15 protein-coding genes and 1 pseudogene are annotated in these 12,238 nt (G+C 47.5%); 2 read left to right on the forward strand and 14 right to left on the reverse strand.

The features are described from left to right. Window positions 1-30 precede the first annotated feature (30 nt). The 11 genes and pseudogenes from MKZ15_RS11950 to MKZ15_RS12000 all read right to left on the reverse strand — a co-directional run. Window positions 31-216: pseudogene (locus MKZ15_RS11950) on the reverse strand (prolipoprotein diacylglyceryl transferase family protein); the annotation flags it as partial. An 18-nt stretch (window positions 217-234) separates the two neighbouring features. Then, complete coding sequence (locus MKZ15_RS11955; protein ID WP_339816328.1) at window positions 235-360, reverse strand: hypothetical protein; 126 nt, start codon at window positions 358-360, stop codon at window positions 235-237. A 48-nt stretch (window positions 361-408) separates the two neighbouring features. Then, window positions 409-591: a DUF2933 domain-containing protein gene (locus tag MKZ15_RS11960; protein WP_193416241.1), complete on the reverse strand. Its 183-nt coding sequence runs from the start codon at window positions 589-591 to the stop codon at window positions 409-411. A 160-nt stretch (window positions 592-751) separates the two neighbouring features. Then, complete coding sequence (locus MKZ15_RS11965; RefSeq protein ID WP_339816329.1) at window positions 752-1,519, reverse strand: hypothetical protein; 768 nt, start codon at window positions 1,517-1,519, stop codon at window positions 752-754. A gap of 96 nt (window positions 1,520-1,615) precedes the next feature. After that, on the reverse strand, window positions 1,616-1,969 hold the full coding sequence (locus tag MKZ15_RS11970) for a hypothetical protein (protein ID WP_339816331.1): 354 nt from the start codon (window positions 1,967-1,969) through the stop codon (window positions 1,616-1,618). A 106-nt stretch (window positions 1,970-2,075) separates the two neighbouring features. After that, window positions 2,076-2,459 carry a DUF302 domain-containing protein gene (locus MKZ15_RS11975; protein WP_339816332.1) on the reverse strand — a complete coding sequence of 128 codons (384 nt, stop codon included), beginning with the start codon at window positions 2,457-2,459 and terminating at the stop codon, window positions 2,076-2,078. A 474-nt stretch (window positions 2,460-2,933) separates the two neighbouring features. Next, window positions 2,934-3,488, reverse strand: coding sequence for a TlpA disulfide reductase family protein (locus MKZ15_RS11980; protein ID WP_339816333.1), 555 nt, complete (start codon window positions 3,486-3,488; stop codon window positions 2,934-2,936). A 15-nt stretch (window positions 3,489-3,503) separates the two neighbouring features. Next, window positions 3,504-4,229, reverse strand: coding sequence for a cytochrome c biogenesis protein CcdA (locus MKZ15_RS11985; protein WP_339816334.1), 726 nt, complete (start codon window positions 4,227-4,229; stop codon window positions 3,504-3,506). Further along, complete coding sequence (locus MKZ15_RS11990) at window positions 4,230-4,895, reverse strand: hypothetical protein (RefSeq protein ID WP_339816335.1); 666 nt, start codon at window positions 4,893-4,895, stop codon at window positions 4,230-4,232. A gap of 135 nt (window positions 4,896-5,030) precedes the next feature. Then, window positions 5,031-5,402, reverse strand: coding sequence for a rhodanese-like domain-containing protein (locus MKZ15_RS11995; RefSeq protein WP_336244898.1), 372 nt, complete (start codon window positions 5,400-5,402; stop codon window positions 5,031-5,033). A 21-nt stretch (window positions 5,403-5,423) separates the two neighbouring features. Continuing rightward, the gene (locus tag MKZ15_RS12000; protein WP_339816336.1) at window positions 5,424-5,732 is read right to left on the reverse strand and encodes a rhodanese-like domain-containing protein; all 309 of its coding nucleotides are present in this window, start codon (window positions 5,730-5,732) and stop codon (window positions 5,424-5,426) included. A gap of 397 nt (window positions 5,733-6,129) precedes the next feature. On the opposite strand from MKZ15_RS12000, the gene MKZ15_RS12005 reads away from it, so the two are divergent. Beyond that, window positions 6,130-6,501 carry a metalloregulator ArsR/SmtB family transcription factor gene (locus tag MKZ15_RS12005; RefSeq protein ID WP_193416235.1) on the forward strand — a complete coding sequence of 124 codons (372 nt, stop codon included), beginning with the start codon at window positions 6,130-6,132 and terminating at the stop codon, window positions 6,499-6,501. Between the two features lie 59 nt (window positions 6,502-6,560). On the opposite strand, the gene MKZ15_RS12010 is transcribed toward MKZ15_RS12005, so the two are convergent. Together MKZ15_RS12010 and MKZ15_RS12015 are read right to left on the reverse strand one after the other, a co-directional pair. After that, a complete protein-coding gene (locus MKZ15_RS12010; protein WP_339816337.1) occupies window positions 6,561-8,756 on the reverse strand; it encodes a heavy metal translocating P-type ATPase in 2,196 nt (731 codons plus the stop codon). A 184-nt stretch (window positions 8,757-8,940) separates the two neighbouring features. Then, the gene (locus tag MKZ15_RS12015) at window positions 8,941-9,594 is read right to left on the reverse strand and encodes a hypothetical protein (protein WP_339816338.1); all 654 of its coding nucleotides are present in this window, start codon (window positions 9,592-9,594) and stop codon (window positions 8,941-8,943) included. Window positions 9,595-9,773: 179 nt separating this feature from the next. Between MKZ15_RS12015 and MKZ15_RS12020 the strand changes: the two genes are divergently transcribed. After that, a complete protein-coding gene (locus tag MKZ15_RS12020) occupies window positions 9,774-9,911 on the forward strand; it encodes a DUF6254 family protein (protein WP_339816339.1) in 138 nt (45 codons plus the stop codon). A 120-nt stretch (window positions 9,912-10,031) separates the two neighbouring features. Here MKZ15_RS12020 and MKZ15_RS12025 read toward each other — a convergent pair whose 3' ends face one another. Then, window positions 10,032-12,206, reverse strand: a complete 2,175-nt coding sequence (locus tag MKZ15_RS12025) for a 5'-nucleotidase C-terminal domain-containing protein (protein WP_339816340.1) — start codon at window positions 12,204-12,206, stop codon at window positions 10,032-10,034. Window positions 12,207-12,238: the final 32 nt, after the last annotated feature.

The raw sequence follows: 12,238 nt of genomic DNA on the forward strand, positions 1-12,238 counted from the left end.
GCTGCCACCGCCTTTACCGGTTGATTCAATTTACATAGGCATTGCTTTAGCCTCATGATTTCGTGTAAAGAAGAAATAGATCATTAAAGTTGCAGAGATCAGGAAGATACCTGCACTGGTCCACTGTCCAGCCATCCATTCCAAGGCATAGCGTGATGAGTCTCCGCGCAGAAATTCGAGTGAAAACCGGACCAGCGCATACATCATAGTATAACTTAAAAATAGTGTCGTTTCTTACTCATCATCGGCATCAGCAGGAAATGCGACAATGGGCATATGAGCAGCAATAGCAAGAATGGGATGATATTTCCCGTCTGCATGATGATTTCCGTCATGGTTATGATTACCGCAGCAACTCATGTTAGTTCCTCCTTAATCAAATTTGAAGCCCGGATTGGTTTACCGGGTTCATTTTTGAATTTCATGCTTCATTTGCTCAATTTGCACTTTTAGTTCGTCAAGCTGAGCTTGCATCGCTTGGCTATTTGGTGAATGATCCGAATGAGAACCATGACCATGACCCTTCATTCCAAACATCATAAATACCATCATTAACGGACAAGCCAACAACAGCAGCCAGGACAAATCCATTTGTATTCCTCCCTTATAAATAATTCATTTGATACATCCAATTGTATAGAGCGATTGTGTGGAAAGCGTGTAGAAAGCATGCGAAATATATGGACTTTTAAAATAAAGAAAAACACGGCTCATAGAACCGCGTTTTTCCATGTAAAAAGATATAAATCGGTTAGTGACCGCCATGTCCTCCCCCTGAAGTCTTGGCCACGATTTCCAGCATCGAGTCGATTTCCCCCTGGGCAGCTTCACTAATCGTGGACACCGTCCCAGTAAGCCATGCGTGGTTATAGGGACCTTCCGTCGGGGACTTCTCGAACTTCGGTTGCACAGACATGACATAGGACATTACAATTTCAGGCATTGAATTTTTGTAGGTCCATAGTAATGGAGCATGTTTGCCTAAATGGGAAAATGGAGCTGCAGCTATGGCCAAATTCGGTGAATCACTGTTTACAAATGAAAAGTTATGTCCCGGTGTTGTGATTCCCCATCCAAAGCCGGATTTTGGATCTTTATACTTGGCAAAAGCAACCGCATTTGTATATGGATCTTCGCCCGAAATGCGTTGGGTAGCGCCGAATTGTTTTAATTCATTTTCAACTTGGGATGAAATCACGGATTCAGGTCCCAAAATATAAATATTGGCCTTCCCTTCCCGGAGCTGCAGCGCTTCTTTCGTCTCCAGGGGCACTTCATCTTTCTTGACATACAGCAATGGCTCTGGCATATGCGCAATCCAATTTATGGCAGGTATCGTATACTCTTGCCGATCCATGGACCCTATAATGACGGAGGCTGGAGTTTCACCTGCGATCTTTGCGTAATAAGCATCAATGGCTTTACCCAAAGCCGCAGGGTTATCAGCAGTAACCAAATCCGTTTTAAACCCGAGCTCATTTACCTGTTTCGCAACTTTATCATCGAGATCGCCCACCAAGATCGCTTGAACTCCCCTGTTACTTTCCACGCCTTTTGGCTTTAGCCTTTTCATCTCATTTGCGGTAACTTCCGGAATACCGTCCTGATTAACGAACTAGATGGGCCCATTACTAGGGTGATGGATCAAATCAGCGCTAAGGACCGCATTTTGCCAGTTATCTAAGGAAGTCAGAATGACACTTCCTGGCCGATTATCTTCGCTTGTTGCCATCCAAAGTGTCTGTGAAATCAATACTGCAGCCTGAATGGGATCATCCGTATTGATCCGAGTCGTATTTTTAGAAGCAATCCATGGAATTTGGGGTAGTCCCTCAGAAACTGTTGTAATGCCACTAGTTTGGACGGAGTTCTCATCATTGGCAGCCTTGTTGTTTCCAGAGTTCGTACAAGCCGTAAACACGATTGCCAAAGCTAAAAAGGCGACTCCAAATTGAATTGATTTTTTCATAAGCCCTCCTGCGAATTCTCATTATTTTCTAAGTATCGTTTTTAAGTGATACCTATTTTAAATAGAAATCGTGTAGAAAGTATGTAGTTTTTGTGTGGAGATCCGTTTACTTACTCTTTTCCACACATGCAATAAGTCTATTCTCAATGTCTGAAGCGATCTTCATCATTTCACTGTTTTCAATAAGTCCGATGAGTGCCGATGGTCTTGGCATCCCGATCTTGGTTGTTTCATTTTCCTGATAGACAACGAGTTTACAAGGAAGGAAATAACCCACTAATGTATTTTCAGTCAGCACTCGTTTCGCCTCTAAGGGATTACAAACTTCTAGGATATGATAGTTGATGTCCAACTCGACGCCCTTTTCATAAAGCTTGTCCTTCATGTTGAATTGCCAAAGGATGCCAAATTGTTCTTCTTTCAGTTGATTTGTAAGTTCCGCTATCGCTTGTTCAGGCGTTTTTATCGTTTCGACTGTATAATGGAACATTTCGAAGGTCCCTTCTTTCACGAAGTTAAGTATTCTGTCTTATCCTAACCTTGCGAAGCTTAGATTAAACGATGGTATTTCCTAAATCCCGGAAGTATTTTAAGTACTGATAAGCTAACTCGATTGCGCTTGGTAAGACGTTTAAATCCCGCCCAATGAGCAAATTTATAGGTAAAAAAGAACGGTTATGACGGGAAATGCAGTGGATTGTATAAAGAAAAGGCCAATCAGTTTAGAACTGATTGGCCTTTAGTTGATCTTGTTTAGTTCGCAGCATATTTCGTAATAGCTGCCGTAAAGCGTTCCAGCGGTTGTACCCCAACGAAGGTTTCAACTTCTTTTCCATTATGGAACAGCTTTTTTTAAACCCATACCCCTATAGGTATATATTAAGATCATCGGAGCTCTTTGTCAATTGCCAACTTATATAAGTCATTTACGAACGGATGGTCCTATCCTGATTGCCCCATTCCTCTAAAAGGCATCGACCGTCTTTTGCATGATTTCGTAGTTGATGGCTCCGCGGAATATTTCACGGATTACTCCTTGTTCATCGAGGACAAAGGTGGTGGGATAGGCAATCACCGTATAGTCCGCCATGAGGGCCCCTTCTTCATCCATAACAATGGGGAACGTTAAACCGAATTCCTCGATGAACGGCCTAACGTCTTTGGGGCTATCCTCGGTTGATGTCAAATTGACCCCTAAAATGACGGTGTCCTTCTGGTAGTCTTCGTAAAACTGTTGCATATGCGGCATCTCAGCACGACACGGCGGACACCATGAAGCCCAGAAGTTAATCAGGACCTTCTTCCCGCGGTAATCTGCCAACTGAATCGGGTTCCCGTTTAAGTCGTTTAACGTGAAATTCGGTGCCCTTTGTCCCTTCTCAATTCCTATCGGCAGTTTTTCGTTCGTTGCCGACGATTGATGCCTTATTGTTTCCTTCGTCGCTCCAGTTACGTAGTCATATGCTCCATAACCAATCAGTCCAATTAGAACAAGGATGGCCAACCCGTTTTTCTTCATCCGCTTATCCCCTCTTTATAGTGTAATATCGAATAGTGTGTATTTGGCGAGCCATGCGCTGATCTTCTGAAGTTGGCCCGTAAATAGCAGCAAGCCAAGCGCCAGGAAAATAAAACCGTTGATTTTGGAAAGTATCGGAACGTACTTATTCATTTTCTTCATCATGCCGGTTGAAAAAGTCAGCACCCATGAGAGGATGAGGAACGGGATGCCAAGTCCTAAAGAATAAACAGCCAGCATCGCTATCCCGATCCCGAGGGTTTCCGACGAACCGGCCATCAGAAGAATCGAAGACAAAGCGAGTCCAACACAGGGGGTCCAGCCGGAACCAAAGGCTAGTCCCGTTAGAAAGGATCGCACGATGCCGCCCGTCGTTCGAATCTTCCCTGTATCCCAGGACTTATTCGACATGAACCAACGAAGCTGCAACCACCCGATCATTTGCATCCCGAACATGATGATGAGAAGCCCGCTCCCCTTTTGTACCAGTTCCCTCTGTTCTGCAAAAATTCGACCAACCATGCTCGCCGACGCTCCCATCGCGATAAAGACAACACTGAAGCCAAGGATGAAGCTGATGGAGCGTTCCAACAAAAGTTTTCGGTTCACCTCCATTTTGTTATTCTGAATCGATGACCCGGTGATATGGGAGATATAAGCTGGAATGAGTGGAAACACGCAGGGCGAGAGAAAGGAAAGAGCGCCTGCTGCGAGAGCGATCAGCATCGTCAATAGATCCACCTAGGGGGCCCTCCTTTTCATTACCGATAAAATAAAATATAGCCCTCCTGCAGCCGCAATCCCAACGATTTGGAAGAAGTTGAAGGATAGAAAAACGGTTACTCTGTTAGAATTCAGAAATCCAATCGCTATGAAACCGATACATAGCCATAACCCTCTCTCTACTAATCCCGTCCAAAGGATCTGTCCTTTAGTGAATTGGAAGGAGAGCACAATCAAGAGGGACAAGGCGGAAGTGGCCAGAAATGTCAGTTTTTGCTCTGGTATAAACCATGCCAATCCAAGATCGTAAACCGTTAACCCGGCCATTAGATAAATCGTTGCTGCTTCAGCGACCTTAAGAAAAGACATTTTCCTCTTGATCAGGTGATAAAGAAGATATCCTATAACGGCGAATGTCGCAGCCCACCGTCCTTTGACTCCACCATCAAAATAAACGATCGATAAGGGCTGCCGAATCACCGACGTGGGCTCCCATAACAAAAGACTTCCTTTCCAAACCAACAACCAGATCAGGAACGCTTGAATTGAAACGTCCGCCAGCTCATGATCCCATTTCATTCTTCGCTCATAACTCCAGAGAGCAGTCCATCCTGCCGCACCGAACGCGAAAAGCAACAATATTTGCCCATTCAATACGAATGAACCGACCTGAATCGTATACAAAGTGTCCACTCCTCGCTTTCATGGTCATCTTCTCGTTCCTAGGTTAAGAAATGATAAAAAAACAGAACGAAAGGACTCCCTTTCGTTCTCTCTTATCTACCTTATTTCTGGTTGACTAACTTCTCTGTTGAATCATTATTTTTGGGTGGGTCCGCTCCATGACATGATTCCGCCGCGAAGATCCGCGACTTCCTTGATTCCATGACGTCCGAGCAACTTGGCGGCTTGTTTGCTCCGCATTCCGCTCTGACAATAAACATAAACCGCTTGATCTTTAGTAATCTCACCCATTCGCTGCTGGAGCTGACTTAAAGGAATATTGATTGCTCCTTTAATATGCCCGCGCTTATATTCATGAATCTCCCGAACGTCTATCACTTTCTTGCCTTTGGATTCGCTTTGGAACTGCTCGGCAGATAAAGTTCGCAATCCCTTTACGGGGGCAAACTGTCTATAGAGCATCCAGAGAACGAATAGGAATAGGATTGCATAAAATAGATAATTCACTTGTTCTTCACCTGCCTGCCATTAATCTCGAACCAGATTGCTGGTCCACGCGCTTAACCCACCCGTCATGTTAACAACATGAAATCCTCTTTCACTTAGAAACTCACACGCCATTCTGCTGCGATTACCGCTGCGGCAAATGACGATCATTTCATGGTTCGGGTCGAGTTCGTTGAGTCTTAAATCCAGTTCACCCAGAGGAATGTGTTTAGCTCCGGCTACATGACCTTCCATCCATTCGTCCTGTTCACGGACATCGAGTAAAGACAAGGTTTCCCCTTTGTTAAGACGCTCTGCCACTTCGTTTGGAGTTGTTGCTTTAAATGCCATTTTATATTCCAGCCTCCTGATATCTTCTTCTGTTTCAATTTATCTACTATCTACTTTTAACAAGCAGTTCCACGGCCTCTCTACTAGGGTCATGACTGCCATTAGCCTGGAATGCATCTTCTTCGGAAAGATCACCTGCAATGAACTTCATCACCTACCTATACCCCTATAGGTATAATAAAGACTTGGGAGTCCCTTGTCAATATCAGATCAATTGAATTGATTTCCATTTAGATCAGTTCCGGAATGTCACACATGTGGCATCCTGATTTGCTGTCTTGTTCGTTATATCCTTATATGTTATTGTGATGACAATAGCCGCTTAATTGTAATAATTTCGTTTAGCCCATCCTTTTTGATATAATGATGCAAACGCCTAATAGAAGGGTGATCATGAATGACACAGCCTATAAATACGGTGGAAGAATGCGAAACGAACTGCGTGGGCACAACTGCGGATTTGGACGTAATCAAGGAAGAGCTGATCGATGACCAAGCAGCCGTTCAATTTGCGGACTGGTTTAAGGCCTTCAGTGATCCGACGCGTGTCAAAATCATCAGCGCCCTGTTAAAACATGAGCTCTGCGTACATGACCTGACCGTACTCCTCAAAATGGGTCAATCCGCCGTTTCTCACCAACTGCGATATTTGCGTAATCTCCGAATCGTTAAACGGCGTAAGGTTGGGAAAACCGTCTATTATTCACTCGACGACGGGCATATCGAGCAGATTTTTCTACAAACCCTCCAGCACACGAACCATGGATAAAGTGTGCCGCAAATAACAAGGACTGCCCCGTGTGGGACAGTCCTTGTGTTCATTTCCATTCAATTCGGTTTGATCTTCAATACGCGCATCGCGTTCAATACAGCGAGCAGCGTCACGCCCACATCCGAGAATACCGCTTCCCACATCGTGGCAACTCCGAACGCGCCCAGAAGCAGGAAAACCGCTTTAACCAGCATGGCAAAAATGATGTTTTGCCATACAATCCGCCGGGTCCTCTTTGCAATCTTGATCGCGGAAGCCAGCTTGGAAGGTTCGTCGGTCATGATGACGATATCCGCGGCTTCAATGGCTGCATCGGACCCGAGACCGCCCATGGCCACGCCAACATCGGCTCTGGCTAACACCGGGGTGTCGTTGATCCCGTCGCCGACGAATGCGATTTTCTCTTTGCTCGACTTTTGACGGTCGATCTTCTCCAGTTCTTCGACCTTATGCTGCGGCAGCAGTTCGGACCGGACCTCATCCACGCCCAACTTTTTACCGACTGCCTCGCCCACTGCCTTGATATCGCCCGTCAGCATGACGATCTTCTTTATGCCGAGATTTTTCAGTAAACGAATCGCTTGCGCCGAGTCCGCTTTCACCTCGTCGGCAATCACCAGGTAACCGGCATATTGTTTGTCGATCGCCACATGCACGATGGTTCCCAGCTCGGAAGGTGCGGTGAACTTAATATTTTCCTGATTCATAAGCTTCGCGTTCCCGGCCAGTACCTCCCTGCCTTCGAACCTAACCTGAATGCCGTGTCCTGATATTTCGTTATAACTCGCTACCCATTCTTCATTCAATTCCTGACCGTAAGCTTCCCTGATGGACTGGGCAATCGGGTGGGTGGAGTGCATTTCGGCAAAAGCAGCATGGCGCAAGAGCTCTTGCTCGGTCCAACCGTTCTGCGGATAGATCCCGTTCACTTTAAATGCGCCTTTGGTCAGTGTTCCCGTTTTATCAAACACGACGTATTTGACGTCATTTAACGCTTCCAGGTAATTGCTACCTTTGACCAGCACGCCGTTTTTGGAGGAAGCGCCGATGCCCCCGAAGAAGCCCAGCGGGATGGAAACCACCAAGGCGCAAGGACAGGAAATGACCAGGAACACCAGTGCCCGGTACACCCAATCTGCGAAAGTTTCGCCGCTGAAGAGCAGCGGCGGCAGAATGGCCAGCAATACGGCAACAATGACGACAAACGGGGTATAATAACGTGCAAACTTTGTAATGAAGTTTTCCGTCGGGGCTTTTTTGCTGCTTGCGTTCTCTACAAGATCGAGGATTTTGGCAACTGTCGACTCCCCAAATTCCTTCGTGACTTCAATCGTCAGAACTCCGTTCTTATTCATAAATCCGCTCAGCACGTCATCGCCGGCTGCTACCTCGCGCGGTAAGGACTCACCGGTTAACGCTGAAGTATCCATGGCCGAAAGCCCCTCAATGACTTTACCGTCTAGAGGCACCTTTTCACCGGGCCGCACGACGATGAAGTCGCCGATCCGCACTTCCTCCGGACTCACCCGTCGAATCTCGTCATCTGACTTCAAGTTGGCAAAATCCGGTCTAATGTCCATCAACGCACCGATCGATTTCCGCGACCGGTTAACGGCAATGCTTTGGAACAGTTCGCCAACCTGGTAAAAAAGCATGACAGCTACGCCCTCGGGGTACTCTCCGATCATAAAAGCGCCAACCGTCGCGATCGACATAAGGAAGTATTCGTCGAACACTTGACCTCTTACGATATTCTTCAGCGCCTTGAAAACGATATCCCCGCCCACGATCAGATAGGCGACCAGAAACAGGATCCATTCAAGCTCCTCGCTCAGAGGTAAGGCGAACGCCGCCGCGCCAATGGCAAGACCCGTAATCAGTCGGGCAACCATGACTTTGATACTCTCCGCGGCATGGTCATGGGTATGTCCATGTCCGTCTTCTGCCGCTTCGGTACTGTGATCATGGCTGTGATCCTGATGATGAGCGTGATTAGGTTTGGAGGCTGCTCCGTAATCCAACACTTTTATTCCAGGTTCGAGTGTACGAATCTTCTTCTTCGTCTGCTCGAGAATGTCATCCGAACGGTCCGACGACATCTCCAGGGTCAACGTTTGGTTTGCAAAATTCACCGAACAAGCCGAAACCCCGTCAATCTTCTGGACGCCGTTCTCGATTTTTAAAGCACAATTCGCACAATCCAGGCCTTCTAGCACCAATTTTCGCTTAACCGCAGGACTACCGGTCTCCATATTCTAGTCCCATCCCTTCATCCAAAACCATATATGAGCACTTGTTCATATGTAGTATATTCCTCGGATCTCACGGTTGTCAATAAAATGGAGAACAGAGTAACAGAAACGGGAGAAGCCATCCAATGGTTTCTCCCGTTTCTGTTTGTACTATTCGCCAATCCTGCAGTGGAGCACGAATGATTTACGAATCGCTTAGAACCGTAGATAACGACACTAGAACCGGCCCGGCAAAATCTGACGCCTCTTCGCCTTTTGGATTGTGAAGGCGGAACAGAAAACCGTCACCGGTTTCTGATTTCCACACGATATAATCGCTAATGCCGTCTGCGCCTGAGGCTTGAAGATAAATTTCGGCTGAACCCAAAGGATGTTCGACCAGTTCGCCGCTAAAATCGGATACCTTCCCGAGTGCCTCCAATTCCTTTCTCCCCTCAGCTCGAAGCTGCTCTAGATCATAATTGGCGGATAGGGGTTCGATTTTCACCTCGTATTTGGGATTGCTATTTAGGTACAGACGTCCTTCGTCAGCGTCAAAGGCGAAATTATCAAATACATATAAGCTAAAACCTTGGCCTTGGTGCAATTTCGCCTCCAGCGTCTGATTTCCCTCCCCTGTCAACAATTCGAAACTTTCGACCTCGGGGCGTGTCAAATGAGGTTCCTCAGGATGGTTATCCGTTTCGTTCCCCGGTGTAGGAGCCGGGACCTCTTCTTTCACTGGAGGTGAATGATCAGAGTCATCAGAAGGTTCAGTTGCCCCTCCCGAACATGCCGTGAGCGACAGAATAATGACGAACAACGCGAATTTCATCAGTATAGTATACTTTTGCAGCACAGGTGATCACTCCTTCCTATTCTTAGTCCATATGCGCAACTTCACTTCCCCATTACCTTATTCGAACTAGCATGCCATTGATCATCCAACTTTGTATATTTGCCCCTCGCACGAAACAACCTATCGAAATGGAGGGCAAATGCTTCCCATCTTTGACGAAAGGAGTGAGTTATCCCACAATGACCCGATCCTCAAAAAGCAAAGAAAATGCAATGAAGAGCCGAAAACAAGCTCAACATCCGCATGGTCCCATCAAGTCCCTAGAAGAATTGTCAAATGAATACGATCAGGGATCTAACGGATCCAAGTCTAAGTAACTGACCCTCTTGACCCATACAAGAAGGCACTGGCTATTCTCCATCGGGTTCATGTCGTTTCCCGACAATCGAAAACACACCGCCCCTCTAAGAAATAGACGAAGCGGTGTGTTATTCAACTTATTTTTGAGCGGTCGTTATCAGCAATACCAGATCGCTGCGCGTAACTTTGGATTCGTCGGATAAGTCCGCCAGGTTGACTTCTTTGCCCGACGCTTTAGCGATGACCGTGGCAGCCTCTCTAACCGTTAGCGAACTTTTCGGAAGGAACGTTTTACCGCCGAGCCCCTCTAGAGCCCCTGCTCCCTTCAGTGCTTTTACTGCCGGTAAAGCCCAAGTTGGAACATCGGCTTCATCGGTAAAACCGGTTGCTGTAGAAGCTGCAGGCACCTTGAAGGCCCGGCTAACCATGACCACAAATTCAGCGCGAGTCACTTCGGCAGCGGGACGGAACGTTCCGTCGCCATACCCCTGGACAATTCCAGCTGCAGCCGCTTCTTCGATCAATGCAGCATGAAGGTCAGAGGAAATATCCTTGAATCCGGACGCCCCCTTCTCCGGAGTCGATCCTTGGTCCACCGGTGTTGCTCCACCGGCTTCCGCCGGAAGCGCGGCCCCTTTCAGGTCCGTAATCCGACCTTGAAGGGTGGCCTTCACGGTACCTACTTTATCGAGGTGTTCACGGAACACTTCATAGTCCACCAGATTCAGTTCGTAGAATCGACCGTCGTCTTTCGCTTGCTTCATGGAAGCGTAGAAATCTCCGCCCCCCGCCATAAACGAATTCGTTGCCACAATGTAATACGCTTTAGGATCGATATCGGTATAAGTGCCATCTTCATTCTGGATTTGAACTTGAACGATGCGTTGACCGGTTTGCGTTTTCTTGCCGGTAACGTCGTCGATCACTTCGCCTGGTTTTGTCGAATCGTAATAGAAGCGCAGGCCCGAAACTTGCGGGAAACGTCCTTCGCCATTTTCGACGCCGCTGACGCCGTTTTCCAGCGCAGCGCGAATTTCTGCCCCGGTCATCTTCAGTGCCGTCAAATTGTTGCCAAACGGCATCGTTGTCAGCAAATCGCCCAAAGTGATATCTCCGGACTTCAACGAGGCGCGGATACCGCCGCCATTTTGAATCGTAACGTAACCTTTAACTCCGGTTTCCTTTACGATGCTCATGACCTTCGAACGCATGCCATCGGCGATCAGGTTCCCCAAATTGGTTTCCTGTTTGCGAACGCTGCCGCGCTCGCCGTCCAGGTTCACGTCTGATTCTCCAATGACAGTCTTCTTCAGTTCTTCCAGGGGAGCGGCGTATTCTTTTAGCTTAGCTTCCGCGGCGACATCGCCTTTGATCAAGAAATTACCTGCATCGTCTTTCGCGTCCAGCGCGATCAACTCGCCTTTCCAAGCGGTCAGCTTCCCGGTTGCATCAAAGGTGGCATCCAACTGGCCTAAATTTTGATTATATTCGCCCGTTTGCACGATCAGCGTCGGCTCTTGGTCCGCATGGTGCACCTCTGGCGCCGTCAGTTTGGTATGAGAGTGTCCGCCTACAATGATATCGATACCGTCGACGGCCTCGGCCAGATCCTGGTCAACGGTGTAACCGAGATGAGACAACACAATGATCTTGTTGACGCCTTCCGCTTCCAAGGCATCGACTTGCTTCTGTGTGCTTTGGACTTCGTCGGCGAACTTAATGCCAGGACCCGGAGAAGACAACACGGAGGTCTCAGGTGTGGTTAAGCCGATGATCCCCACTTTCTCGCCAGCGATTTCTTTAATCACGGCCGGGTAGATCTGTCCTTGCTCTCCGGGTTTTCCTACCCCGGTATGACTCAATACGTTGAGGTTAGCATCCGCGCTAAAGTCCAGGTTGGCGCTGACGAACGGAAATTTAGCTTGCTTGATGAACTCGGCCAAGGTACCAGGACCTTTATCGAATTCATGGTTGCCAAACGTCATGGCATCATACTTCATCTCGTTCATGAAGAATAAATCGGCTAAACCGCTGAACTGATTGAAATACAACGTACCGGAAAAAACATCCCCCGCATCAAGTAGCAAGGTGTGATCGTTCCTGGCTGCGTTTACAGCCGTCACCCTGCGGGCGATATTATCCAGGTGCGCATGCGTGTCATTCGTATGTAAGACGCGCAACGGATAATCCTTCGCCCCCGAACCCACAGCATCAGCAGCGTTCACAGGGAATTGAACGGCTCCGGAAGCAAGTCCGGCAACAAGGGTACTCATGACCAGCAGTTTACCGAAAGCTTTATTTCCCCAAATCATCAATCCATTCCTCCTCTACCACATTTTGATAT

The sequence above is a fragment of the Paenibacillus sp. FSL R7-0216 genome, from assembly GCF_037969915.1.
GTDB classification, from domain to species: domain Bacteria; phylum Bacillota; class Bacilli; order Paenibacillales; family Paenibacillaceae; genus Fontibacillus; species Fontibacillus rhizolycopersici.